Raw genomic sequence first — 24338 nt, forward strand, 5'->3', positions numbered from 1 at the left:
CCCATGCGTGTTCTTGTTCCCGATGTGCCGGAATTCCGTGCCCTGGCCGCCCACGATGAGGGCAGTGTGCCCGGGGTCACGTTCGCTTTTTACAGCCGCACAGAGGTGCCCGCAGGCCCCGCCGACGGCGCCGTGGTGTGGCTGGTGGGCCCGGAGCAGCGCCGGCAGCTGCTGGCCACCCCGGGCCTGAAATGGGTGCTGACCCTGACAGCGGGCATTGAGCATGTGCAGGGCTACCTGCCCGGAGGGGTCACGCTGTACAACGCCAGCCGCCTGCATGACCGCGCGGTGGCCGTGCACGTGCTGGCCGGCATGCTGGCGGCCTCGCGCGGGCTGCACCTGTTCCGCGACGCCCAGGCCCGGCACCAGTGGGCCTCGCCCGCGCTGCCGCAGACCGCCCGCCTGACCACCCTGGAGGGGCAGCGGGTGGTGCTGTGGGGCCACGGGCACATCGGGCGGCAACTGGAGGCGCTGCTCTCGCCGCACGGCGCGCATGTGAGCGGCATTCGCAGCGGCACCTCGGCCACCGAGCGCGCCGAGCTGCTGGCGGCGGCCGACTGGGTGGTGCTGCTGCTGCCGGGCACCGAGGAAACGCGCGGCATCGTGAACGCGCAGACGCTGGCCGCCCTGAAGCCCGGCGCGTGGCTGTGCAACGTGGGCCGGGGGCCCCTGATCGTGACCGACGATCTGGTGGGCGCCCTGCAAAGCGGGCACCTGGGCGGCGCCGTGTTGGACGTGACCGACCCCGAACCCCTGCCCGCCGACCACGTGCTGTGGACCATGCCCAACGTCATGTTGACCCCGCACATCGCCAGCACCACGGACGATCTGGTGGCGCGCGGCGCCGAGCTGGCGCGCAATTTCCTGATTGATCTGCAGCAGGGTGTGGAGCCCGAGGGGCTGGTCGAAACCGGACGCCTGTATTGAGTGGCCCGGCGCCGGGCATGACCGCGCCGCCGCGCCAGGGGTCGGCGGGGCTGTCTCCCGGGCGCCGCGCCTGGGCCTGGCGGGTCTGGCGCTGGACGCTGGGCCTGGGCGTGGCCGGGGTGCTCCTGTTGCCGCTGGTGGTGTTCACCGAACCCTATGCGGTGCAGGGGGTGCTGGTGGCGGCCATGTACGGCGCCCGGCTGGGCTCGGTGCTGCTGTACGGCGTACTGCTGGTCCTGACACGGCGGCGCTGGCAGTGGCTGAGCCTGCCGGTGATTCTGGTGCTTGAGCCGCTGCCCTTTGGGCTGCTCAGCCTGGGTGGCCTGCTGCTGGGCCTGTGGTCTGTGCGGCGCCGCCTGCGTGAGTGACGGGGCAGGGGAGAGGAAGGTTATGTGGCAGGGCGGCCAGGGTGAACCGGCTGGCGAGCACTGTGCCTGAGCAAGATATGTCGAGCTGAGCCTGCTTGCGTACGAGCCTGGACTGGGCAGTCAAAGCCCGGCTTGCCAAGCCTCACGCCTCACCCGGGCACGGGTCATGCATTGGACCCATTCCCCGGCCTCTTGCCCACCCAGGCGGAGAGGCCGCCCTATCTCTCAGGACAGCACGGGCGTGGGGCGCTTCTTGGGGGCCGCCTTCAGCGGGGGCAGCTCCCGCACGTGGTCTTCAATGAGGCCGCCGCCCAGCAGACGGGGCCCGTCGTACAGCACCGCGCTCTGGCCGGGCGCCACAGCAAACTGGGGCTCGGCAAAAGCCAGCTCAAAGCCGTGTTCGTCGGCGTGCACCACGCGCGCTTTAACGGGGGCAGTACGGTAGCGCACCTGTACTTCCAGCTCGCTGGGCAAGTCCGGGAGGTCCAGCAGGTAGTTGGCGCTGCCGGCCCGCAACCCGCTCCACAGGCAGTCCTCGTAGTCGCCCACCCAGACGGTATTGGTGGCCGGGTCCAGGTGAACCACGTGGCGCACCCGGTGGCTCTGGTACAGGCCCAGGCCCTTCTTCTGGCCCAGGGTGTAAAACTGCGTGCCCAGGTGCTCGCCCACCACCTCGCCCGTGGCGATTTCGCGGATGAAGCCGCCGGCCTGCGGCAGGTGCTCGGCCACGAAGTCCTGCACCTTGCCCGGCACGAAGCAGATGTTCTGGCTTTCGGGCTTGCGGGCGGTCAGCAGGCCGCGCTCCTCGGCAATGGCGCGCACCTGCGGCTTTTCCAGCTCGCCCACCGGAAACAGGATGTACGGCAGGGCCTCGCGCGGGGTGCCCCACAGGAAATAGGTCTGGTCCTTGCGGGGGTCGTCGCCCCGGTGAAACTGCACCTCGCCCGCCGCCGTTTCCACGCGCTTGACGTAATGCCCGGTGGCCACGTAGCGGCAGCCCAGCATCTTGGCCTTTTTCACGAGTTCATCGAACTTGACCTTGGTGTTGCAGTTCACGCAGGGGTTCGGCGTGCGGCCCCGGGCGTATTCATCCAGAAACGGGCCCACGATGTGCCGCTGAAACTGCTCGCGGTAGTCCAGCAGGTAAAAGGGCACGCCCACCTGCTCGGCCACCCGGCGGGCCTCGTAGGCGGCATCGGGCGAGCAGCAGGTGTCGAAGGTGTCCACGCGCTTGTCGTCGGGCCAGAAGCGCATCATGGCGCCCACCACCTGATAACCCTGGTCTTTAAGCAGCGCGGCCGTTACGCTGCTGTCCACCCCACCCGACATGGCGCACAGCACACGTTCCCCACTGCCGGCAGCAGGGGCGGGGACGGGCGTGGACAGGGGCACAGGCGCGCTCATACAGCCGGGCAGCTTAACAGAGCGGGCTGTGCGCGGCGGTGAGGCGCGCGGCAATTGGGCGGTAGGCTGGGGCAAATGCGCCTGCCTCTGCTTCCTGCGCTGCTGCTGGCCTCGGCCGCCCTGGGGGCGCCCCTGGAGCCCTACGGCAACGCCCGCTTCAACTATTGGGTTGACGTTCCACAAGGCCTCATTGCCCAGCGTCCACCCGACAACGGCAATGGCCAGAGCTGGCGCAGTGCCGATGGTCAGGTCACCCTGAGCGTCTGGGGCAGCCACGCGCCTGGGGTGCTGGAGCAGGCCAGCCCAGCGGCCTGGCTGGCCTGGACCGCCCGGTTCTGGGCCGATGGCCGCATCTTCTACCAGAAGGTGCTGGTGCGGGATGGCGATGAAGCGGGGGTAATTGTCGTGTATCCGGTGGCCCGGCGGGCGGTCTGGGACCGCATCACAGTTCAGGTGGCGGGAAGCCTGCGATGGGGGCGGCGTTAAGTGTCTAGCCCCGCTCACAAGTCCTGCTGGGGTCAGGGTGCCTGTGGCGGCAGCGGCACCGGGGTCAGCTCCTGCACCTCGTCAATACGTATCTCGCGGGGGTGCCACTGCACGTCCACGTCCAGTTCGCGCTGTTCGGCGTCGCTCAGGGTCACCTCCAGCGGGGCCGGCACGCCGTGCCCGGCCAGCAGCGCCTGGGCTTCTGGCGCAAAGAGCAGCGTGTAGGTGCCGGGCCGCAGCCCCGGAAAGCTGAACGAGCCGTCGGGGTTGGGCACAGCGCGCAGGGGGGCCTGTCCAGGCGCACTCAGCTGCAGGCCCAGCTGGCTGAGGGGCGGAAGCTCGGCTGCCAGCAGGTCGCGGGCCTCGGGTGATTCCGGCAGCCGCAGCTGTACCCGGCCGCTCAGGGTGGCGGTCTGGAGGCCGCGCACCTCCAGGCGCCGCGTTTCCTGCGGGCGCAGGTTCAGCAGCAGCGGCAGGGCGGGTTCCAGCTGCGTGCCTGGGGGCAGCGTGCCGCCCAGCAGGCTCAGGGTAACGCTGCCGGCCGGCAGTGCCTCGAACACAAAGCGGCCCTCGCCGTCGGTTTCGGTGGCCAGATCGCCCGCGCGCAGCAGCAGCCCCGGCGCCCCGGCGCCGCCGGGCAGCAGGAGGCGGCCCTCCAGCCGGGCGAGGTCGGTGCGGCGGTGCACCGGAACTGCCAGGGCCAGATTCACGCTGGCGCGCAGTTCGGCCTGCCAGCGGGCGTCCTGGTGCGACACCTTGGCGCTGAGCACCGAGGTGGGCCCCCCGCGCGGGTGTGTGTGGCGCCCAGTTCCGCGCTGAACTGCCCGGCGCGCAGGTTGGTGGTGGTCACGGCGGCGCTGTAGGTGGTTTGTGGACTGGCCTTGACATCGGCGCGCAGGCCCCCCGACAGCACCGTCTGGCCGCTGCGCAGGTCGGTGCTGAAGCCGGCCGTGGGCAGCAGTTGCAACGTGCCCTGGCGGCGGGTGACGGCCAGCTGGTAGCCCAGTTGTGGCCCGGCCTGGGCCGTGGGCGCGGTCCAGGTCAGCTGGTGGCGCAGCGGCATGCCGCCCCAGCTGTGGTTCAGCGTGCCGGCCACGCTCTGGGCGCTGGGGCTCAGCAGGGCGCTGACCCCCAGCTGCCCAAAGTGCCGCCGCACCGAGGCCGAAGCGCTCAGGCGCGGGGTCAGCGGGCCGCTGCCGGTGTGCTGCAGGCCCAGCTGGGCCCCCAGGGTCAGGTCGGCGTGGGGCCGCAGGTTCAGGCCCGCCGTTAGCGTCTGGGTGGGGGTCGCTGCGCCTTTCCAGCCGGCGGTGGCCCCGGCATACTGCACACTCAGGTCGGCCGCAGCGGTCTGGTACTGGCCCTGCGCCTCGGCAGCGGCGGCCCCGGTGGTCAGGTTCAGGGCCAGGGCGCCGCTGCCCTGCGCGCGCCCCGCCCCCAGCGGCCCCTGCGCCCCGCCGTACAGGCTGGCGCTCAGCTGGGGGCCGGTGTGGTCCAGTTCCAGGCCCAGTTGCCCCTGCGCGCCCTGGGCCAGCAGGCCCCCCCCCACACTGAACTGGCCCTGACGCTGCCCGGCGTAGGCGCTGAAGGTGAGCGGCCCCTGGCGCCGGCTGCCCGCTGCCCCCAGCAGTGAGCCGGCCAGGAGCGGACTGTGCTGGGGGCTGAGGTGCCCGGCGCTCCAGGCGGCGTCTGGCCGGGCGTAGGCCACCCGGAAGGCGGTGCGGCTGCCCGAAAGCTGCAGGGTGCCAGGGTCGCCCTGCAGCGGCGCGCCCTGACCCGTGAGTGTGAAGTCCAGCTGTCCGGGCGCGGCGGTGCTGGCCCCCACAGTCAGCTGCAGGGGAAAGACGTGCGAAAGCTGCGCGGGCGTGGGGCGGCGCAACACCCGGTCGGTGCTGGCGCGACTGGTGGCCACGGCCCCCTGGCCCTGGGCCCTGAAGGTCACCTGCACGGGCTGCGCCGGGCCCCCGGGCGACACCTGCACCCGGGCCTGTACCTCGGCCACCTCGCCAGCGGCCAGCAGCAGGCGGGGCCGGCTGAGCTGCACCTGGGCGCCCTCACCCTGCGCGGACAGCTGCAGCGTCTGGTCCACATTCCCGGTATTCAAGACCCGCCACGTGACGGTGTAGAACGGGTCGGCGCTGGCGGCGGGGGCGTCCAGCAGCTGCGCTTCCAGCCGGGGGGCGGCGGGCACCTGCACCGCCACGCTGAGGGCCGAGTCCGGGCTGGTCACGCGCAGGGTCAGGGCCCCGGCCTTCAGGCGGTCCGGGGGCAGCAGGGTCAGCAGTTCCAGGCGGCTTTCGCCCGGCGCCAGTTCGTAACTGGGGTCGCCGGCCAGCAGCGTCCAGCCGGGCGGCAGGTCCAGGCTCAGCGTGCCGCGCTGGGGCTGCGCGGAAGGGTTACTCAGCGTCAGGGGAAAGGTCAGGGGCGTGCGCGCCTCGGCGCTGAGGGGCGCAGGCGGCGCCGTGAGCGTCACGGCCTGGGCCCCCGCGCCCAGCAGCAGGCCCGTCAGCACCAGCGCGCGTCGCCGGCCCATTCAGTCCACCGTAAAGGTGTAGCGCGCGCCGATCAGCTCGGCGCCCCGGTCGTCGGCCAGCACCAGAATCTGGTACTTGCCGGCGGGCAGGCCGGTCAGGGCGTAGGTTTCCAGCACGCTCATGCCGGGGTAGACGCGGCGCGGGCGGCCGGCCAGTTTCTGCACCAGCTGGCCCCGGGCGTCGTAGATCTCGGCGCGGGTGGTGGGTGCCGCCAGCCGCGTGCCGGTGTTGCCCAGGGTCACGCTCAGCTGCAGCCCCGTGCCCGCGCGGCCCAGCTGTGGGTCCTGAAACTTCAGCCGGGCCTGTCCGCCGGGCACCTGCACCACCACCTGCACGGCGTAGCGGGTGACCTGCTGCAGGCTCAGGCTGTTGGACCGGGCCGGCGCGGGCGCCCCGCTGCCCGTCACCGGGGTCACGAAAATAACGCCCCAGTGGCTGCCCGCTGCGGCGTTTTGCGGCACCTGAATGCGGTAGGGCACCGAGAGCTTGCCCCGCGCCGGCACCGTGACCAGCGTGCTGGGGAACTTGATCCAGCCGGTGTTGCTGCGCTCCAGGGAACCGGGTTTGAGGTACGCGGTGCCCACCTTGGCATCCGAGCGCACGTCGCCCAGCGAGAGTTGGGTCTGCACTGGCGTGGTGCCCGGATTGCTCAGGGTCAGGGTGCCCTCCAGCACGGCGCTGGCCGCAGCAGTGTGTTCCACCACCAGGGGGCTGGTCACCTGCACCTGGGCGCCCGCTGCCCCCAGGCTGAGCAGGGCGGCTGTTACAGCAAGCTGTCTCATGCAATCAACCTCAAGAAAAACGGGGAAAGCGCCCAGAGACCCTTTCCCCGCCTGTGGGGCGCGAACAGGCTTAGAGCCCGGTGCCGATGGTGTAAGTGAGCGTGCCGCTGAAGTTCTCGAACCCGCGCGAGGCAATCACCGAGTAGGCCACCGAGGCGTTGCCGCCCGTGGTGAACTGGGCAATGCCGGTAATCAGGTTCTTGCCCGCCAGATCGGTGCCCGTGAAGTTCACCGTGGCGCCCGTGCCGCCGCTCCCCGCTGCTGCCGTGCCCACCGTGGGGGTCAGGCGAATGGTCAGGCCGGCGGGCAGGGTGGTCAGGTTGCCGTTCAGGGCCAGGGCCACCGTGATGGACCGGTCGCCGTCAGCCGTGTTGTCCTGGGTTTCGTAGCTTACGGTGGCGCTGCCAGCCGCCTGCGGGGTCGTGCCGAACTCCGCGTTCACAAAGTCCACCGAGAGGTTGCCCGTCACGGTCAGGGTATCGGTGCCGCTGTTGGTGGCGGTCACAGTGGTCTGCTGTGTGGCGGCGGTGGGGGCCGCGAATACAGGCGAGGTGGCGCACAGGGCCAGAGCGGCCAGCATCACGTTGAACTTTTTCATGATCATCTCCCTTTCTTGCAGACAAGGGGCCCGTGATGGACGGTCAGTCCACCCGGAACGCGCCGAGTCGGTCGCACCACTTGCTCCCTCTGCCCGAGGTGCCCGGATTACAGGACAGAGATCAACGCACCTCTTCGCCTGAGTCATCTCGAAACGAAGTACACGAAAGATGCCGCCTGGGCGCTCACAACCCTCTGACATGAGACAGATTGGGCGAGAATGAACACGCGGGGTCACTCGGGCGCTGTGGTGGTGCCAGAGGCAGGGGCGGCTGCCAGCGTTCGGCAAAGTCTTTTGAGTAAAAAAGCGCTCTGGGTAAGAGAATTCGTGAACGGGCCTCTCGGCCTTCGCCCTTATCCCGCTTTTCTCTTCTGCCGCCAGACCTCTTTCATGAAGGGTGTCGGGCTCTGACAGAGGCTTTGTCAGGGCCAGATCAGGAGAGAAGGCCGGACCCCAGCTGCCCTCAGTGCGCCGCCCACCTGTCGTGGAGGTGCCTGCCACCCGGGCGTCTTTCAAAGGCACATCAAACGTGCAGGCCAGAAAAACGGCGGCTTCTTCGCCGCCGGTCACGTTCTCTCTGTTCCCGCTCTACCCGTCCTGCCCTGGCCGCCAGCCGGGGGGGCGCAAAAGGTAATTCAGGCGGTCGCGCCACGTGCGGGCCCCCTTCACATCGCGCCACAGGGCCGCGAATTCGTGAAAGGCCACGCGGACCGGGTGATAGGTGTTGATGTTGTGCACCAGCCCGTAGCGCACCCGCTCGGTTTCGGCCTGAAAGGTGCCCAGCAGCCGGTCCCAGATGATCAGAATGCCCGCGTAGTTCTTGTCCAGATACACGTCGTTGCTGCCGTGGTGGGCGCGGTGGTGGCTGGGTGTGTTGAACACGTATTCAATGGGCCGGGGCAGGCGCCCTATGCGCTCGGTATGCACGAAAAACTGGTACAGCAGGTTCCACGACTGCGCCAGCAGCACCATCCAGGGTTCAAAGCCCAGCAGCGGCAGCGGCAGCCAGAAGGGCAGGGCGGTCATGGGCACCCAGGTCTGGCGCAGAGCGGTGGACAGGTTGTAGTGCTGGCTGGAATGGTGAACCACATGGCTGGCCCAGAACAGGCGCACCTCGTGGCTGATCCGGTGAAACCAGTAGTAGGCAAAGTCGTCCAGAAAGAACAGCAGCACCCACACCCACCACGCCTCCGACGGCAGGCGCAGCGGTGTCCACAGGTACAGGGCGGTGTAGATGCCCAGCACCACTGCCTTCCAGAACACGTTGATCAGCACGTTGCCAATCCCCATGCTGAGGCTGGTCAGGGTGTCGCGTGCGGCGTAGCCCAGCCTGGGTTCGCCGTGTTCGTCGTGGTCGCCCAGGAACCGGTAGGCGGCCCACTCGATCAGCAGCGACAGCACGAAGACCGGAATCGCGCGTTGCAAGAGGTCAATCATGGGTGCCCCCCGGCCACAGGTGCAGGCTGTCCAGGGCGGTGGTCAGCGCGGCCTGTCGCGCGGTGTCGGGCCCCAGGGCCAGCGCGGCGTGCAGGGCGCGGTAGTGGTCCAGCGCGCGGGTCTGGCGGGCCACGTCGCGGAAATACAGGGGCCCGGCCTGGGTGTAGACCTCGTGGAAGGCGCCCAGCAGCAGCGGCGCCAGCGCATTGCCGCTGCCGTGGGCCGCAAGGCTCTGCACGGTCCAGTCAAAGGCGGTAAAGGCCTGCGGTGCGTCCGGGGTGCCGGGTTCGGGTGGGGCGCCCAGGTGCGCGCGCAGCGGCGCCGGGTCCAGCCGTGCCGAGGCCGCCATCCAGTGCGGCAGCAGTGCCGCGCGCAGGTCCAGCAGCTGCGGCACCAGCCCGCTCAGGTCGCCCGCCCGAGACAGGTGGGCCAGCACGCGCAGGCCGCCTTCTTCCGGGTGGCACACCCGCGTGGGTTTGCCCTGGCGGATCTCCAGCAGGCCGTCGCGCGCAAGGCGCTGCAGGGCTTCGCGCAGGGTGGGGCGGGTGACGCCCAGCCCGGCGGCCAGTTCGCGTTCGGCCGGCAACAGGCTGCCGGGAGGATAGGTGCCGTCCAGCAGACGGGAAAGCAGCGTTTCCTCGGCGTGCAGGGCGGGGCGCAGCGGCTGGATCATGCAGGGCCTCCGGGGTAGAACCAAAGTGGTCAGTGGTCTGACCAGTTTGGGTGGTGGGCACGCGGCTGTCAAGCCCCGCTACACTCGCCCCCATGAGCCTGCCCGACGCCGCCCTGCACGCCGCTGCCCAGCAGTACGGCACCCCGCTGTACGTCTACGACGCCGCCGAACTGGACGCCGCCCTGACCCGGGTGCGCGCGGCCTTTGGCGCGGCCCGGGTGCACTACGCCATGAAGGCCAACCCCAACCTCACCCTGCTGCGGCGCCTGCAGGCGGCCGATGTGGGCTTTGAATGCGTCAGCATCGGTGAACTGGCGCGCGCCGCGCACCTGGGGGCCCGGGGCGAGCATGTGCTGGTGAACGGCCCGGCCAAGACCGACGCCGAATATCGCCTGGGCGCCGAACTGGGCGCCACCTTCATTCTGGACCGGGAAGAGGAGGTGCGCCTGCTGCCCCCGGCCGCCCGCGTGCTGGTGCGGGTGAACCCGGCCCTGAACGTGAGCACCCACGACCATCTGGCGACGGGGGCCGCCACCAGCAAATTCGGCGTGACGCCGGACCAGACCCCGCGCATTCTGCAGGCCCTGCGGGCCGCCGGGCACACGGCGCTGGGGCTGCATGTGCATATTGGCAGTGCGATCCGCGACGCAGGGGATTTCACGGCGGCCTTTGCCCGCCTGCGCGACCTGCGCGCCCACACCGGGCCCCTGGCGGTGCTGGACGCAGGCGGCGGCTGGAGCCTGGACGCCGATCTGCACGGCATTGCCCGCGAAGCCCACGCGGCGGCGGCGGCTTACGGCGCCGAGTTGTGGGTGGAACCGGGCCGCTATCTGGTGGCGGGGGCGGGCACCCTGCTCACGCGCGTGGTGGGCACCAAGGTCACCGGCCGCCCGTTTGCGCTGGTGGACGCCGGCATGACCGAACTGCTGCGCCCCATGCTCTACGGCGCGCAGCACCCGGTGCGCCCACTGTGGGACCGCCCCGGCACCGGGCCCTGGGACCTTGCGGGCCCGGCGTGTGAAAGTGGCGACATCCTGGCCCGGAACGTGCCGCTGGCCGCGCCCCAGAGCGGCGACCTGCTGGCGATTGGCGAGGCCGGGGCCTACGGCGCCGCCATGAGCAGCACCTACCTCACCCGCCCCCGCCCCGCCGAGGTGCTGTACGACGGCGGAACGTGGACTGTGATTCGCCGCCGCGAAACGCCGCAGCACATCTGGGCGCTGGAAGAGGGGGAAGGCACAGGGCAGTGAGTGGATGGGCTCTGAGGGCCTGGGGCAGGCCGGGGCAGCGGGCCCTCTTGCGCGGCGCCCGCTATCTCCGGTAAAGCCAGGGGATGACTGAAACTGCGCGCTACACCTGGGCCCGGGTGCCCAAAGGCAGGGCCGTGATCGAACGGGTCCGGCTGTTCGAGGGGGGCCAGCCCACCCGCGCGGTGCTGCCGGGCGAGGAGGTTCGGGCGCAGTTCGCCGTGACGGGCGGCACGCTGGTGATCACGCAGGAGGACTGGTTCGAGGGCGTGGGCACGTGGCTGAGCCTGGTGGACCCGGCGGGACGGGTGCGCGGGGCGGTCAAGCCGCCTGACACCTTCGGCTTCATTCAGGACCTGCGGGTAGAGGCCCCGGACGTGCTGTCGTTTGGCTTCTACGACCCGGAGCAGCCGCCCCGACGCTGGCAGGTCACGGTGGGGACGCGGCGGACCTGGGGCCGGACGGTGCCCACCCTGCGCCTGTGTGCCGTGGAGCCGGCAGGGAACTGACCCCGCGCCCTGTGGGCTCTCTGGCCCCGGGCGCTAGGCTGGGCCCACCATGATCGTCAAGGCGCTGGAACCCCAGGAGTATGCCGATCCCCTGCGCCGCGCGGGCCACGAGGCCGAGCGGCAGATGGCCTTCTACCTCAAACGCGCGTTCGGTGAGGACGCGCGCAAGTTCGTGTTTCATAACCTGCGCCTGGAACGTAAGGGCGAGGTCGCGCAGCTGGACCATCTGGTGCTGCACCGCTACGGACTGGTGGTGATTGAAAGCAAGAGTGTGGCCGGGCAGGTCAGCGTGAATGAACACGGTGAATGGACGCGCTGGTGGAACCGGCAGGGGCGCGGCATGCCCTCGCCGGTGCTGCAGGCGCGGCGGCAGCTGGACCTGCTGCTGTCTCTGCTAGAAGACCACACCACGGACCTGATGGACCGCTCGCTGCTGGGACTCAAGCAGCGCACCTTTGCAGGCGTGCGGCGCGACGTGCTGGTCGCCATCTCGGACGGAGGCCGCATCACCCGCAAAACGGACGTGCCTGAACTGGTCAAGGCCGATCAGGTGCCGGACCGCGTCAAGGCCATCATTGATCAGGAAGTCGAGAAACCGTTCGGCACCTTTGGTCTGACCGAAGCGGAGATGACGCGCCTTGTGGCCTTCCTGCGTGCCCGTCACACTCCGGCTGAGGTGGCGCCGCCAGCAGCAGCGCCCCCCACCCCGGCGCCCCGTGCCCAGGCCGCCTCTGCGGCGCCGGCCTCGGTGCGCACCTCGCAGGAACGGCAGGCGCAGGCCCGGCCGCAGCCAGAGGTGGCCTGCCGCGCCTGTGGGTCCGCGAACCTCAGCGTGCAGTACGGCAAATACGGGTACTACCTCAAGTGCGCCGACTGCGGCGGCAACACGCCCGCCAAGCCGGTCTGCGCGGCGTGCGGTCAGCCCGCCCGGCTGTCCAAGAGCGGCGCCGAGTTCACCGCCACCTGCCCGGGCGGCCACCGCTGGCCCTACTGGACCAATCCAGCGTAGGCGGCAGCGCCCACAGGAGACACTGGAGAGCGGGCGAGTCGAACATGACTCGCCCGCTGCCCAGTTTTTGCCTTAGAAGCTGCCGCTGCCGCCCACGCGCACGGCCTGGTAGTAGGCGTAGGCCGCGCTGTAGCACGCCGGGCGGGCGTACCAGCTCTTGGCGGCGCAGATGGACTTCATGTTGGTGTGAAAGGCCTCGTCGCTGGTCTTGCGGTTGGCATCGGTGCGCTCGTAGACCTTCAGGTTGCGGTAGGCGAAGTCGTGCACGTTGCACGCCGGGCGGAAGTCCTCGCGGTAGCCCAGGCCCAGGCCGTCGGGGGCGCTGCAGCCGTCGCGGCTCCAGTCCAGGCCGGTGTAGGGGCTGCTGGTGCCGGCGTAGGCGTTGTACTGGCTGTTGTAATTGCTCACCGAGCCCCAGCCCACGCGCTTGATGTACGCGAGGCGGTCACTGGCGTAATCCAGCCCGGTCAGGGCCGGCACCTGGGGCAGCGTCAGGGCGGCGGGGCGCTCGCCGTAGGCTTCCTGCAACGAGGCCAGCAGGCCGGGGTCGTTGCCGTAGCGCGCCAGGATGGCCTGACTGCCGGCGTCCTGCAATTCGGGGCGGGCCGCGTAGGCGGCGACCGCACTGTCCGCCGCGCCCTGGACTCCAGGCGTGGTTTGACCGCAGGCAGCGAGAACGGAAGAGAGGACGACGGCGGGAACCAGGGTTCTACGCATAACGGACTCCTTGTGGTGCAGCGGTGTGTTGTGGTGCGTCTTTGATTCTATAAAGGATTGTCAGGGTTCTGTCTAGACCGCGAGTCCAAATTGTCACGTTGCGCAGGCGCTGGGCGCGGCCCGGCCGGCGGGTGTGTCAGCAGCGCGTATCATGAGGGGCGATGACCGTGCCGCCCCTGTCTGTTCCCGCCGCGCCCGACACCACCCGCGCCCGCATTCAGCAGGAAGCCGCGCGGCTGTTTGTGCAAAGCGGCTACCACGGGGTCAGCATGCGCGAGGTGGCCGAGGCCGTGGGCGTCACCAAGCCGGCCCTGTACCACCACTACGCCGACAAGGAAGCCCTGTTCCTGGCGATGCTGGAAGGCACCCTGGCAGGCCTGAGCCGACTGGTGCAGTCCGCCGAGGCCCAGGTGGGCATTCGTCTGCAGCTGGACACCCTGGTCTACGAACTGCTGGCCAGCGCCCCGGAGCAGCGCGTGGGCCTGCAACTGGCGGGCGAACTGCGCCACGTCAGCCCGGAGCGGCGCGCCGCGTTCGAGCAGCACTACCGTCAGGTGTGGGTGGGCGGCCTGACAGCGCTGTTCGAGGCAGCCTCGGCACGTGGGGAGCTGCGCGCCGATGTGCCTCCCGCGCTTCTTACCCGCGCCTTTCTGGCCCTGACCTATCCGCTGGTGACCGGTACACCCCCCGCCGATCCCCAGGGCACCGCGCGCGCCCTGCTGGCGGTCTTTTTGGACGGGGCGGCCCACCGTTAGGGCCCCACGTCTGGCTTTGGCCCAGCTGCGATAAACATTTCTTCATTCAATCCTCATGAACGGGCCGGTGTGGTCCGGGAACATGGGCCCTGGCGCGCCGCACGGGCGCGGTTTCGGGTTTTTCCTCCCCCAGCGGCATCCTGGACGTGCGTGGCAGCGTCCGCTTTTTCGTTTCGTGGAGTGACACAACATGGAATCACTGTTTGGGTGGATCACCCAGCCGGAAGCGTGGCTGGCTTTCGGCACGCTGCTTTTGCTCGAAGTCGTGCTGGGCATCGACAACGTTATTTTCATCTCGATTCTGGCGGGCAAGCTGCCCCCGGATCAGCAGCAGCGCGCGCGCACCATCGGCCTGCTGGCCGCCATGCTGATGCGCCTGGCCCTGCTGTTTTCCATCAGCTGGATCTACAGCCTGAAAGCAGAACTGTTTACGCTGCTGGGCGTAGGTTTTTCCGGCCGCGACCTGATCCTGATTTTCGGCGGCCTCTTCTTGCTCTACAAGGCCGTCAAGGAAATGCACGAGCAGCTTGAAGGCCCCGGCGCCCACCATGAGGGCCCCACCGCCGGGCGGGTGGCCGGCGCCAACTTCGCGGCGATTATCGGGCAGATCATGCTGCTGGATATCGTCTTCAGCCTCGACAGCGTGATCACGGCCGTGGGCATGGCCGACGATATCGGCGTGATGGTGGCGGCCGTGGTGGTCACTGTGCTGATCATGCTGGTGGCGGCGCGCCCCATTGGCGACTTTGTGCAGGCCCACCCCACGGTGAAGATGCTGGCCCTGGCCTTCCTGCTGCTCATTGGCGTGAACCTGATCGCCGACGGTTTTGGGTTCAAGATTCCCAAGGGCTACACCTACTTCGCTATGGGCTTTGCCATTGCCGTGGAACTGCTGAACCTGCGCGTGCGCCGGGGCAAGGCGGTGGCCCTGCACGAAACAGGCCGCCACCCCGACGCCCACTGAACCGCACACCTGCATTGCCCCCGGCCCCCGCTACTCTGGCGGGGGCTTTTGCTCTGGCACTGGGGGCACCTGTGCCCACGGCAGGCCAGTCATGGGCTAGCATGGGCCCGCCTGAAGGAGAGGCTCACGTTTTGCCCGTCACCCGCCTGGAAATCTGTACCGAACACCTGAGCATTGATCAGCGTGAAGAACTGCTGGACGCCGTCTGGACCGCGCTGCGCATCAGCCCCGGCATGGTCACCGCCGACGGCAACGTGGAACTGGTGCTCTCGCAGTGCGGCGGCCTCGCCCGCCCCGAGGACACGCCACTGGTGCGCGTGAACGACCTGGAATATCGCAACGTTACCCCAGGCCGCCTCGTGACCCTGATGCGGCGCTGGGTGCGCTAAGAGCGAGGGGCCCCTGGGGCCGCCCGGTGGGGCGGAACTTGGCTCGTGTGCCCGGGGCCCACTTGCTCGCCCAGCCTCTCTCCCCTCATTTTTACCGGCCCGGGGTCTGTCCCTGCGCGTCCAGGGCGCCCAGGGCGGCGTCCAGGGTGCTGTCCTGACCGGTCTGGGTTAGGCGCTGCAGGTCGGTGGGGGCCAGCAGGTCAGGCTGCACGCGCTCGGGCAGGGGGCGGTCATCGGGACCGTAGGCGCGCAGGATGGTCACGGCCACCACGCCGCCGTCGGGCAGGTCGCGGAAGATCACGCCGCTGTTGCCCACGCCCTTGGTGGGTTCGCCCACGGCCAGCACGCCCGCGCGCTGCGCGTAAAAGGTGAACACCTCGGCGCACGATGCTGTACCTGGGCCCACCAGCACGGCGGCCGGCCCGGACCAGACCGCCCCGCCGGGCCGCTGGCGGTCCCCAGGCCGGGCTTCCTCGCCGCCCCGGCCCGCGTAGACCGAGCCCCCCACCTGATAGCGGGTGCGGTACTCCACCGGCCCGAAGATGCTGGCCGCCGCCACGCACTCGGCAAGGCTGCCCCCGCCGTTGTAGCGCAGGTCCACAATCAGGGCGCGTGCCCCCTGCCGCTGGGCGTCGCGCACGCGGGCCAGAAACAGTTCGGCGGCGTCAGCGGGCAGGAAACTGGGGTAGGTGATCAGCGCCAGGCGGCTGTCTGCCCCCGTCCAGCTCAGGGTGGGTTCGTCGCGGGCCTGCAGGCGTTCGGTGCCCAGGGTCAGGGTCTGCTCGGGCTGCCCGGCGCGGCGCACCGTCACCGCAATGGGCGCGCCGGCCCGTTCCAGGCGCACGAATTCGGTTGGGCCCACGGGGGCGTTCTGGCCGTCGCGCTTGCCCGCCGCTTCGCCGTTCACGGTGGTGATCAGGTCAAACAGGCGTAGGCCGGCGCGCTCGGCGGGGCTACGCGGCATCACCGCGACCACCAGCAGCCCGCCCTCTATACGGCTGAGGCGCGCACCCGTGCGGAACACCGCCGCGCCGCGCTGGATCTCGCGCAGGCGATCGGCGGCTTCGGGGTCGCGGACGTTGGTGTGGGGGTCGCCGTACGCCGTGAACAGTTCGGTCAGCACTGCCCGGCCGGTGTCGTAGGAGCAGCTGTCACCCTGCGGCGCGCAGAGGGTGTCCAGTTGCGCGGCGTAGGTGCGGCTCAGGTCGTCCAGGTTGGCGGTGGACCAGCCGAAATACCGCTGGCGCACGCTGTCAGTGGCGGCACGGAACAGATCGGTGGCGGGGCTGGCCTGAGCAACGCTCAGGGTCAGCAGGGCCGCCGCCAGGACTCGGCGCAGGGTGGTGGGCACCCCTCCAGGCTACGGCAGCGCCGCGCGTATAAGAGGGCGCGGCGCACCTTCTGACGGGGGCGCCGGGGTGCGCCAAGTGGGGGCTTGAAAGCGTGCTGGAGTCCAAGCTCGGGTGCAGTGAGGCAAGGCGGCAGGGGTGGGACGGTTGGGCTGCTGCCAGCTGATCCTTTGGGGAAAACAGGAGTGCGGCCTGATTCCGTGGTTTCGCGTGGAGCGGCCCGGTGAGCACCGTGTTTTCCCACCTTGCGATGAACTCGCAGAGTGGCGCCGCAGAGGTCGGGAAGGGGATAAGCGGGCCAAGCGTCCTGGACGACGTTGCTCGTATGCCCTGCCTCGCTGAAAAATGGTCCGACCTCTTGGGAAAAGGGCCTGACGCTGTGGGCGAGACAAAGCTCACCACCTTACTTAAATGAGGTGCCCCAGGCCTTCCCGAGACGCCCTACCGCTGCCGTGGATAGCCGCCAACCCCTCCCTTACAGCCGTGCCCGCGCCGTGATGCTGCTGAGGTTCAGGGTGTCGCCAAAGGCACTCTGGCCCCCGGTAAAGCGCAGACCAAAGTAGCCGTGGCCGGCCTTCGCGGCCTCATCCAGCGCCGGGCCGCCCAGGCTAAAGGGCCGCGCCTGCCCGGGCTGCAGGTTCAGGCGGCCAATCTGCTGGGCGCCCTCAAAGGCCGCGTCGCACAGCACCATGCGCGGCGCGGTGGGCGTGGCGGGTGACACTGTGCAGGTGGCTGGCAGGGCCGAAAGGGCTGGGCGCACGTATAGCTCGGCCTCGCGCAGGGTGCCCAGGCCAGTGGTGCGGTAGGTCGCCAGACCGTCCAGCGTGACCTGCTGCAGCGCCGCCGGAATGCGGTTGCCCGCCAGGGCGTCGCGCTCCAGGTACACCACCTTGTCTGTCAGGGGGCCACTGGCGGGCAGGGTAAGGCTGGCGTCGTCCACATCCACGCGCGGGGTGGGAATCAGGCCGCAGGCGCCCAGCAGGGCTGTGCTGGCCAGCAGGCCCAGCAGGCGCCTCACGGGTAGGCCACCTCCTGCACGGTGGGGTGCAGCAGCACCTCGTCCACCCGCAGGTGGGCTGGGGCGCTCAGGGCGTACACCACCGCCTGGGCCACGTCCTCTGGGCGCAGCCACGCAGCCTTGTGGGCTTCGCCCTGCTGGGTGTCGCCAAAGTACGTGTCTACCATGCCGGGGCGAAGCTCGGTCACGCGCAGGCTGTAGCCCTGCCCCTCGTAGGCCAGGGCGTGGGTCACGGCGCGCTGGGCGAACTTGCTGGCGGTGTACAGGGCCCCGTTCGCAAAGGTGCGCCCGGACACGTCGCTGGTCACGTTCACCACCTGACTGCCCAGGCCCTGGGCGTGGCGCGCCCGAAAGTGCTCAATCAGCGCGCCTGTGGTCAGGATGGTGCCCAGCACGTTGGTGTCCATCACGCGGCGGTATTCCTCCGGGGTAATGTCCTGCACCGGCACAAAGCTGCCCACGCCGGCGTTGTTCACCAGGGCGCCCACGCCCAGCTCGCGGGCGCGGGCGGCAAAGGCCTGCACGCTGGCGGGGTCGGTCACGTCCAGGGGCAGGAACTCGGCGCCGGGTTCGGTCAGGCCCATAACATCGCGGGCGCCGCCCAGCACGCGCGCGCCCTGCAGGGTCAGGGCCTGCACCACGGCCCGCCCAATGCCCTTGCTGGCGCCGGTCACGGCCACCACGCGGCCGGTCAAGGTCTGTTCGCTCATGCCGGGCAGGGTAGCAAAGGCGGGCGGGCGGCTTTGCTACCCTGCGCAGGTGAAGAAGTCCCCCACCGTCACCCTCAAGCCCCAGGCGGTGCGCCGCATTGCCGGGCGCTATCCGTTCGGCCACAGCGGCGACATTGCCCACGCCGACGACGGTCTGGCCCCCGGGGAGGTCGTCAACGTGCGCGGCCCCGACAGTGCCAAGGTCATTGCGCGCGGGTATTTCAATCCCCAGGGCGCCACGCCCCTGCGCCTGCTGACGTGGCAGGACGAGGACGTGGACCTGAAGTTCTACCGCGCCCGCGTGAAAGCCGCGCTGGCTCGCCGCGCCGGACGCATTCTGGGCACGGACGCCCTGCGCGTGCTGCACGCCGAGGCCGACGGCCTGCCCGGTGTGGTGGCCGACCAGTTTGGCAGCGTGCTGGGCGTGCAGCTGCGCAACGCCGGGGTGGAGCGCCACCGCGAGCTGATCGTGCGCGCCCTGAAAGAGGAGACCGGCGCCCAGAGCGCCTATGAACGCAGCGACACCGGCGAGCGCCGCAAGGAAGGCCTGGACCTCGTGACCGGGACCCTGTGGGGCGAGGTGCCGGCGCGGGTGGAGTTTTTCGAGGATGACCTGACGCTGCACTTTGCCCCGATGGACGCGCAGAAGACCGGCTTTTTTCTGGACCAGCGCGACAACCGCCGCCTGATGCGCACGCTGGTGCGCCCCGGCGCGGGGTTTCTGGACGTGTACTCGTACACCGGGGGCTTCAGTCTGCACGCGGTGCGGGCCGGGGCGCAGGCGGTGGCGGTGGACAAGGACAACGTGGCCCTGGGGGCTCTGGAAGGTGCGGCCCGCAGCAACGGCCTGTCGGTGGGGGTGCGCTGGGGCGACGCCCTGGAACAGCTGGCGGCCCTGGAAAAGGAAAAGCGTACCTTCAGCGCCGCCGTGCTTGATCCCCCCACCCTCGCCAAGCGCCGCGACGACGTGCCGCGCGCCAAACGCATCTTCACGGACGGCGCCGCGCGCGCCCTGCGCATGCTGGAAACAGGCGGCCACCTTCTGATCAGCACCTGCGCCCACTACATCCGCGTGGATGACCTGCTGGACGCCGCCCGCGTGGCCGCCGCCGAAGCGGGCACCGACGCCGAGGTGGTGGCCGTGACCTACCAGCCCGCCGACCACCCGCACCGCCTGAGCGTGCCGGAAAGCCTGTACCTGAAAAGCATCCTGCTGCAGAAGGGGTAAGCGTCAGGGCGTGCAGGTCTGGGCCATTCAGGAAAGAGCGGGAGGCTCCAACGTTCGTCAACGAGCCCTCCGCTCCTCTGTACGCCCTGTTAAAGCAGCAGTAAAGCCTCTGTGTTCTGTGCTCCTGAGCTCTAAGTGTCTAACCCCCACATTACCCTGGTGGGGCAGCGTCCAGCAGGGCACCGCAGGGAGAGTCGGCCGCCACCATGACGGCCACTGGCTGACGGACCCCCACGTTTCGTGATCAGGGCGGAGGCCAGTGCTCAGTGGGGCCTCCCATCGCGTAAGCAGCTCGTCGCCCACCCCGGCCCTGCGGATGCGGCTTGGACATGGGCTGTAAAAGTCAGCGGTTAGCAGCCACTCGCTGGACTGTGCTGCCAGTGAGGCCTGGGCAGGTATGGTGCGGTGCAGGGCGTGCGGCAGTGGTTCGTCGGCGGCGCCCAGGTAGGGGCCCTGTCACGGCGACAGGTCCCCGATGGCCCCGAAGGTTTCCGCGTCAGTCTGCTCCTGGCACCCACAGCGGGTGTGAGGGCCAGCCTGAAGGTACCCGGGGCGCTGGCTAGAATGCGCCGGATGAAACGTTCCCTTTCGCTCTGTGTTCTGGCCCTCATGTCTTTTGCGGGGGCGCAGCAGAATCCTTGGCGGACCGCCGGGTTGACCAATCTGTCGAAGCTCAACCTATATTTCTGGCCAGGTGGGGTCAGCGGCATAGAAGACCAAGCCGAGATCTATATGAAGGAAGCCTTCCAGAAGGGCGGCGTGCCCGTGTCCTTCAAGTCCTTCGAAGAGAGTCTGGTCGAGACCGCGCAGGCCCACAAGGGGACCGGCGCATTTGCGATGCTGGACCTGGACATCAGGCAGGAATACTCCAGCGATAAGCAGCACGGTTTCTATGCCGTCACGCTATCGGTGGTACGGGGCGCCAAGGACATCCCGGCCGTGGTGACCGTGTTTAGCGTGTCGTCTTACGGGACCGCGACCGCCAAGGATTTTGATGCCCAGACCCAGAAGGCGGCCAGAGACCTGATTGACAAGTTCATCACGCTGTACAAGAAAGCGCCGCAGTAAGACGGCGCGGCAGTCTCAGTCCAGCGGCAGGCGGACCTGAAAGCGCGTCTCGCCGGGGCGCGAGGTCACGCTGATCTCGCCCCGGTGGCCCTGCACGATCCGGCGCGAAATATCCAGCCCCAGGCCGCTGCCTTCGCCCACACCCTTGGTGGTAAAGAAGGGATCAAAGATGTGGGCCCGCACCTCCTCGGGAATGCCGGGGCCGCTGTCCACAATTTCCACCAGCAGGTGCGCGCCGCCTTCGGTCACGGCGCGCACCTGCAACTGGCCCCGGCCGCCCAGGGCGTCGGCGGCGTTGGCGATCAGGTTGGTCCAGACCTGATTCAGTTCGCCCGCGCTGGCTTCGGTCATAGGCAGGTCCGGGGCGTAGTCGCGCTGCACCTGCACGCCGCGCAGGCGGTGGCCCAGCATGGTCAGGGTGCTGTCCAGGCCCCGGCGCACGTCGGTGGGGGCGCGGGGGGCGCGGTCCAGATGGGTGTGTTCCCCTATGGCCCCCACCAGCGCCGAGATGCGCCCGGTGCCTTCCTCCACCTCGCCAATCAGGCCCGCCAGGGTCAGGTGGGCCCCCAGGCGGCGCAGCGCGGCGTCCAGGGCGGCCGGGGGCAGGCCAGCGGTCAGCGGGGTCAGGTCCTCTGTGCCCACGCCCGCTTCCACCAGCACCGGGGCGAGGTCGGGGGCGCTGGTCACGCCCTGGGTCTCCAGCCAGTCCAGCAGCGCGTCTTCCTGCTCGGCGCGGGCCAGGGCCGAGAGGTGCGGCGGCGCCGCGCGGTCCCGCCCCTCCAGCGCCGCCAGCTGCGCGCGGGTGGGGCCGTCCAGCGCCCAGGCCGCCAGGGCCTGCTCGGCGCTGTTCAGTTCGGCCAGGGCTTCGCGCAGGCCCCGCGCGGCGCGGCGGCTGGCGGCGGCGGGGTTGTTCAGCTCGTGGGCCAGCCCCGCCGCCAGCCGTCCCAGGGCCAGCAGGCGCTCGCGCTGCACCTCGTTCTGCGCCGAGTCGCGGATGCGGTCGGCCATCACCGCCACCAGACGGGGACCCAGCGCGGGTGCGCGGCAGAGCAACTCGTCAAAGGCGCTCTCGGGCACCCGGAACACCCAGGTGGGTTCCAGCGCGCGCGAGGTGGACGGATACACCGTCAGGCGCGAATAGGGCAGCTTGCCGCTCACCTCAAAGGGCTCGCCCGCGCGGGCCACGTAGCGCGGGCCCAGCAGCCCTTCCTCGTCGCGCCGGGCCTCCACGGCGCCTTCCAGAAACAGCAGCATCTCGGTGGCGCGGTCGCCCTGCAGGCTCACCACGTCGCCGGGGGCGTAACGGCTTTCGCGGCCCTGCCCAATCAGCCAGTCCAGGGTGTCGTCCGGCAGGTCAGCCAGCACGCCAATGCGCCGCAGGGCGCCGCGCAGGGCCGTCATACGTGCGCCAGGTACTGATGCACGAAGGAAATGGCCACCGAGCCCTCGCCCACCCCAGACGCCACACGCTTGACCGAGCCCCGGCGCACATCGCCCACGGCAAAGACGCCCGGCAGGCTGGTTTCCAGCAGCCCCGGATCGCGGTTCAGGGGCCAGCCGTCCGGACGTTTGCCCCCGCGCATCAGGTCCGGCCCGGACAGCACGAAGCCCTGGGGATCGCGTTCCAGCGTGCCCGCCAGCCACTCGGTGCCCGGCACCGCGCCAATGAAGATAAACAGCGAATTGGCGCTGAGGGTGGTGGTCTCTCCGGTGGCCGAACAGTGCACGTCAATGGCTTCCAGGCGCTCCTGGCCGTGCACGCCCACCACGCTGCTGTTCAGCTCCACGCGGATGTTCGGGGTCTGCTCAATCTGTTCAATCAGGTACTGCGACATGCTGGCCGCCAGCGACCCGCCGCGCACCAGCAGCACCACCTCGCGCGCGTAGCGCGAGAAGTTCATGGCCGCCTGCCCCGCCGAATTGGCCCCGCCCACGATGTACACGGTTTCGTCCTTGCAGGCCAGCGCCTCGGTGGTGCCGGCGCCGTAGTACACGCCCGCGCCCTGCAGGGCGGCGAGCCCCGGCACGTCCAGCGCGCGCCACTGGACCCCAGTCGCCAGGATCACCGCGTGCCCACTGACCGATGAGCCATCGGCCAGGTCCAGCACCCGGTAGGGGCCGTCGGCGCGCAGGGCGGTGACCGTCTGCGTCACGATTTCCACGCCAAAGCGCTTGGCCTGCGTCACCGCCTCCTGTGCCAGCCGACTGCCAGAGATGCCGGTGGAAAAGCCCAGGTAGTTCTCAATGCGCGAACTCAGGCCCGCCTGCCCACCGGGGGCCTCGCGCTCCACCAGCAGCGTGCGCAGCCCCTCCGAGGCGCCGTACACCGCCGCCGCCAGCCCGGCCGGGCCGCCCCCCACGATCAGCAGGTCGTAGAAGTCCTGTTCGGCGCGGGTGTGCAGGCCCACGTGTTCGGTCAGCTCGGCCGGCGTGGGGGCCGAGAGCCGGGTGCCGTCCGGCAACTCCACCAGGGGTAGCCCGGCGCGGGCCTCCGGGGTGGCCTGCAGGCGGGCCACATCGGGGTTGCTCCCCTCCACATCCAGCCACAGGTAGGGGACGTGGTTGCGCGCCAGGAATTCGCGCAGTTCGTAGGCGCGCGGCGACCAGCGGCTGCCCAGCACCCGCACCCCTTCAAAGGCCGGGCGGTAGCTGCTTTGCCACTCGGCCAGCAGCTCGTCCAGCACCGGGTACAGCCGCTCTTCGGGTGGGTCCCAGGGTTTCAGCAGGTAGCGGTCTACCCCCGCCTGGTTGATGGCGCGGATGGCGGCGTCAGTGTCGGCGTAGGCAGTGAGCAGCACGCGCCGGGCGTCGGGGAACAGCGGCAGGGTGGCGCCTAGAAAGGCCACGCCGTCCATCTCTGGCATGCGGTGGTCCGAGAGAATCAGCGCCACGGGCACGCCCCGTTCGGCCAGGGTGCCCAGCGTCTCCAGGGCCTCGGGTCCGGAGGCCGCGCGCAGCACGCGGTAGTCCTGGCGGTAGCGGGCCCGCAGGTCGCGCTCCACAGCCCGCAGCACCTGGGGGTCGTCATCAACAATCAGCAGGACGGGGGTGGGCATGGTGGCCCCAGCCTACGCTCCGGCGGCGTGTGAGGGCTACGGCCTGGGCGGCTGGAGCGCCTGAGACAGCCGTCCCCTTCCGGCCCGTCCAGGGAAGCTGCTGTTTGGCGTAGCGACGGGGTCGAGGTCAACGCTTGGCAGAGCACCGTGGCTCCTGACCTGTACATGAGATCAGCACTGATTTGGCCACGGTTGGTCCTCGAACTACAAGCGACAAGAGCCTTCACAAGGCGTGAATCTGCCCTGATGTCCTCTCGGTTTGAGCTGATTCGGCAGGTGAATCTATATGCCGCAGTATCACATGACCGCCCCTGGTATCAGAGGCCTCAGGCCCTTTTTTGGATTCTTGAAATCATTGAAGAAATAAGCGCAATGACAATAGCCCTATTCGAACGGTTTAAAATCAATCGTTCATTTCATTCATTTGCGGCGACTAACAAATGATATTCTCCTTAAATGTTAATTCTTCAAGGCCTTTACCAAATCCCTCCAACTAAACGAATGACGCTCTTTGCTGAACAGGCGCGGCCACTGACCGGGGTGCTCGCCCACGATCTTCACGCTGTGGAAGCGGCTTGCGCGCTGAATGCCGGGCAGTGCGAGGTTCAGGTCAACACGGTGTTCGGCTGGATGCGCGGCACGCTGACAGAGAGGACGCACACCCGCTTCCGCCTGCGCGCATTCGAGGGGCACCTTTCGTTCTTACCCCGGGGCTAATACCGGCCCCTGGTGCGCTGCCGTCCATGTTTCCGGCAGACCCACAGAGGCTGGATGCCGAACGCCACAGATGGCATTTAAGGCGAGTGGGACAGCATGATGTCGTCCCGTCGGCGCCCCGCTTCCTGAGCCGACATCCCACAATCCATCAGATACGCTTCCACGGCTGCACCTGCGGTCGTGAGCGCTTCTTTCTCTGTGCCGGTTCCGCTCGCCACCATCAGGTAGAGCCGAAATAAATGTTCTGCGGTCGCAAACGCCACTCGGTGGGTGTCCATTGATCCTCCTGAGGATGTGGGTTTCGCGCGGGCCCACGTTTTCGTTTTGAAGCCCAGCCATGCCCCAGGACACTTCTCGCCTACCTTGCGGGGGTGGCTTCAGGGCGCAGCGGTGAGA

26 protein-coding genes and 1 riboswitch are annotated in these 24338 nt (G+C 69.4%); of the genes, 12 read left to right on the forward strand and 14 right to left on the reverse strand.

What is annotated here, in order from left to right:
• Positions 1 to 3: 3 nt before the first annotated feature.
• Together KMW22_RS01790 and KMW22_RS01795 are read left to right on the forward strand one after the other, a co-directional pair.
• Positions 4 to 927, forward strand: coding sequence for a D-2-hydroxyacid dehydrogenase (locus tag KMW22_RS01790; RefSeq protein WP_221088282.1), 924 nt, complete (start codon positions 4 to 6; stop codon positions 925 to 927).
• Positions 928 to 944: 17 nt separating this feature from the next.
• Entirely contained in the window at positions 945 to 1295 is a 351-nt protein-coding gene (locus KMW22_RS01795; RefSeq protein WP_221088283.1) for a hypothetical protein, read from the forward strand.
• Between the two features lie 225 nt (positions 1296 to 1520).
• Here KMW22_RS01795 and mnmA read toward each other — a convergent pair whose 3' ends face one another.
• Entirely contained in the window at positions 1521 to 2699 is a 1179-nt protein-coding gene (gene mnmA / locus KMW22_RS01800) for a tRNA 2-thiouridine(34) synthase MnmA (RefSeq protein ID WP_221088284.1), read from the reverse strand.
• A gap of 75 nt (positions 2700 to 2774) precedes the next feature.
• Here mnmA and KMW22_RS01805 point away from each other — a divergent pair, with 75 nt between their 5' ends.
• Complete coding sequence (locus KMW22_RS01805; RefSeq protein WP_221088285.1) at positions 2775 to 3185, forward strand: hypothetical protein; 411 nt, start codon at positions 2775 to 2777, stop codon at positions 3183 to 3185.
• Between the two features lie 32 nt (positions 3186 to 3217).
• On the opposite strand, the gene KMW22_RS01810 is transcribed toward KMW22_RS01805, so the two are convergent.
• The 6 genes from KMW22_RS01810 to KMW22_RS01835 form a co-directional block, all read right to left on the reverse strand.
• Positions 3218 to 3955, reverse strand: coding sequence for a carboxypeptidase regulatory-like domain-containing protein (locus tag KMW22_RS01810; RefSeq protein ID WP_221088286.1), 738 nt, complete (start codon positions 3953 to 3955; stop codon positions 3218 to 3220).
• Positions 3892 to 5715 carry a hypothetical protein gene (locus tag KMW22_RS01815; RefSeq protein ID WP_221088287.1) on the reverse strand — a complete coding sequence of 608 codons (1824 nt, stop codon included), beginning with the start codon at positions 5713 to 5715 and terminating at the stop codon, positions 3892 to 3894. The genes KMW22_RS01810 and KMW22_RS01815 overlap by 64 nt, the downstream gene beginning before the upstream one ends.
• Positions 5716 to 6498: a hypothetical protein gene (locus tag KMW22_RS01820; RefSeq protein ID WP_221088288.1), complete on the reverse strand. Its 783-nt coding sequence runs from the start codon at positions 6496 to 6498 to the stop codon at positions 5716 to 5718. It abuts the gene before it with no gap.
• A gap of 70 nt (positions 6499 to 6568) precedes the next feature.
• Positions 6569 to 7096, reverse strand: a complete 528-nt coding sequence (locus KMW22_RS01825; RefSeq protein ID WP_221088289.1) for a hypothetical protein — start codon at positions 7094 to 7096, stop codon at positions 6569 to 6571.
• A gap of 56 nt (positions 7097 to 7152) precedes the next feature.
• A riboswitch (cyclic di-GMP riboswitch) is annotated at positions 7153 to 7237 on the reverse strand.
• A gap of 447 nt (positions 7238 to 7684) precedes the next feature.
• Positions 7685 to 8533 carry a sterol desaturase family protein gene (locus KMW22_RS01830; RefSeq protein WP_221088290.1) on the reverse strand — a complete coding sequence of 283 codons (849 nt, stop codon included), beginning with the start codon at positions 8531 to 8533 and terminating at the stop codon, positions 7685 to 7687.
• Positions 8526 to 9206 carry a GntR family transcriptional regulator gene (locus KMW22_RS01835; protein ID WP_221088291.1) on the reverse strand — a complete coding sequence of 227 codons (681 nt, stop codon included), beginning with the start codon at positions 9204 to 9206 and terminating at the stop codon, positions 8526 to 8528. The genes KMW22_RS01830 and KMW22_RS01835 overlap by 8 nt, the downstream gene beginning before the upstream one ends.
• Positions 9207 to 9298: 92 nt before the next feature.
• Here KMW22_RS01835 and lysA point away from each other — a divergent pair, with 92 nt between their 5' ends.
• From lysA to KMW22_RS01850, 3 genes are all read left to right on the forward strand, one after another.
• Complete coding sequence (gene lysA, locus KMW22_RS01840; protein ID WP_221088292.1) at positions 9299 to 10456, forward strand: diaminopimelate decarboxylase; 1158 nt, start codon at positions 9299 to 9301, stop codon at positions 10454 to 10456.
• Between the two features lie 83 nt (positions 10457 to 10539).
• Positions 10540 to 10962 carry a hypothetical protein gene (locus KMW22_RS01845; RefSeq protein ID WP_221088293.1) on the forward strand — a complete coding sequence of 141 codons (423 nt, stop codon included), beginning with the start codon at positions 10540 to 10542 and terminating at the stop codon, positions 10960 to 10962.
• Between the two features lie 49 nt (positions 10963 to 11011).
• On the forward strand, positions 11012 to 11971 hold the full coding sequence (locus KMW22_RS01850) for a nuclease-related domain-containing protein (RefSeq protein WP_221088294.1): 960 nt from the start codon (positions 11012 to 11014) through the stop codon (positions 11969 to 11971).
• A 72-nt stretch (positions 11972 to 12043) separates the two neighbouring features.
• On the opposite strand, the gene KMW22_RS01855 is transcribed toward KMW22_RS01850, so the two are convergent.
• Positions 12044 to 12688 carry a phospholipase A2 gene (locus KMW22_RS01855; RefSeq protein ID WP_221088295.1) on the reverse strand — a complete coding sequence of 215 codons (645 nt, stop codon included), beginning with the start codon at positions 12686 to 12688 and terminating at the stop codon, positions 12044 to 12046.
• Between the two features lie 161 nt (positions 12689 to 12849).
• On the opposite strand from KMW22_RS01855, the gene KMW22_RS01860 reads away from it, so the two are divergent.
• The 3 genes from KMW22_RS01860 (at position 12850) to KMW22_RS01870 (ending at position 14796) form a co-directional block, all read left to right on the forward strand.
• Positions 12850 to 13443 carry a TetR/AcrR family transcriptional regulator gene (locus KMW22_RS01860; protein ID WP_221088296.1) on the forward strand — a complete coding sequence of 198 codons (594 nt, stop codon included), beginning with the start codon at positions 12850 to 12852 and terminating at the stop codon, positions 13441 to 13443.
• A gap of 190 nt (positions 13444 to 13633) precedes the next feature.
• Positions 13634 to 14407, forward strand: a complete 774-nt coding sequence (locus KMW22_RS01865; RefSeq protein ID WP_221088297.1) for a TerC family protein — start codon at positions 13634 to 13636, stop codon at positions 14405 to 14407.
• 131 nt (positions 14408 to 14538) lie between these two features.
• Positions 14539 to 14796, forward strand: a complete 258-nt coding sequence (locus KMW22_RS01870) for an NAD(P)H-dependent oxidoreductase subunit E (RefSeq protein ID WP_221088298.1) — start codon at positions 14539 to 14541, stop codon at positions 14794 to 14796.
• A 91-nt stretch (positions 14797 to 14887) separates the two neighbouring features.
• Here KMW22_RS01870 and KMW22_RS01875 read toward each other — a convergent pair whose 3' ends face one another.
• The 3 genes from KMW22_RS01875 to KMW22_RS01885 form a co-directional block, all read right to left on the reverse strand.
• Positions 14888 to 16147: a S41 family peptidase gene (locus tag KMW22_RS01875; RefSeq protein ID WP_328774556.1), complete on the reverse strand. Its 1260-nt coding sequence runs from the start codon at positions 16145 to 16147 to the stop codon at positions 14888 to 14890.
• Between the two features lie 473 nt (positions 16148 to 16620).
• Positions 16621 to 17163, reverse strand: coding sequence for a hypothetical protein (locus tag KMW22_RS01880; protein WP_221088299.1), 543 nt, complete (start codon positions 17161 to 17163; stop codon positions 16621 to 16623).
• Entirely contained in the window at positions 17160 to 17873 is a 714-nt protein-coding gene (locus KMW22_RS01885; protein ID WP_221088300.1) for an SDR family oxidoreductase, read from the reverse strand. The genes KMW22_RS01880 and KMW22_RS01885 overlap by 4 nt, the downstream gene beginning before the upstream one ends.
• A 49-nt stretch (positions 17874 to 17922) precedes the next feature.
• On the opposite strand from KMW22_RS01885, the gene KMW22_RS01890 reads away from it, so the two are divergent.
• Both KMW22_RS01890 and KMW22_RS01895 read left to right on the forward strand, forming a co-directional pair.
• A complete protein-coding gene (locus KMW22_RS01890; RefSeq protein WP_328774557.1) occupies positions 17923 to 19101 on the forward strand; it encodes a class I SAM-dependent rRNA methyltransferase in 1179 nt (392 codons plus the stop codon).
• A gap of 573 nt (positions 19102 to 19674) precedes the next feature.
• Positions 19675 to 20169, forward strand: a complete 495-nt coding sequence (locus KMW22_RS01895; protein ID WP_221088302.1) for a hypothetical protein — start codon at positions 19675 to 19677, stop codon at positions 20167 to 20169.
• A gap of 15 nt (positions 20170 to 20184) precedes the next feature.
• Here KMW22_RS01895 and KMW22_RS01900 read toward each other — a convergent pair whose 3' ends face one another.
• Both KMW22_RS01900 and KMW22_RS01905 read right to left on the reverse strand, forming a co-directional pair.
• Positions 20185 to 21570, reverse strand: a complete 1386-nt coding sequence (locus tag KMW22_RS01900) for a sensor histidine kinase (RefSeq protein ID WP_221088303.1) — start codon at positions 21568 to 21570, stop codon at positions 20185 to 20187.
• Positions 21567 to 23225, reverse strand: a complete 1659-nt coding sequence (locus tag KMW22_RS01905) for an FAD-dependent oxidoreductase (protein ID WP_221088304.1) — start codon at positions 23223 to 23225, stop codon at positions 21567 to 21569. Before KMW22_RS01905 ends, KMW22_RS01900 begins: the two co-directional genes overlap by 4 nt.
• A gap of 456 nt (positions 23226 to 23681) precedes the next feature.
• Between KMW22_RS01905 and KMW22_RS01910 the strand changes: the two genes are divergently transcribed.
• On the forward strand, positions 23682 to 23942 hold the full coding sequence (locus KMW22_RS01910) for a hypothetical protein (protein ID WP_221088305.1): 261 nt from the start codon (positions 23682 to 23684) through the stop codon (positions 23940 to 23942).
• Positions 23943 to 24019: 77 nt separating this feature from the next.
• Here KMW22_RS01910 and KMW22_RS01915 read toward each other — a convergent pair whose 3' ends face one another.
• A complete protein-coding gene (locus KMW22_RS01915) occupies positions 24020 to 24220 on the reverse strand; it encodes a hypothetical protein (RefSeq protein ID WP_221088306.1) in 201 nt (66 codons plus the stop codon).
• Positions 24221 to 24338: the final 118 nt, after the last annotated feature.

The organism is Deinococcus aquaedulcis, from assembly GCF_019693445.1.
GTDB lineage: Bacteria > Deinococcota > Deinococci > Deinococcales > Deinococcaceae > Deinococcus > Deinococcus aquaedulcis.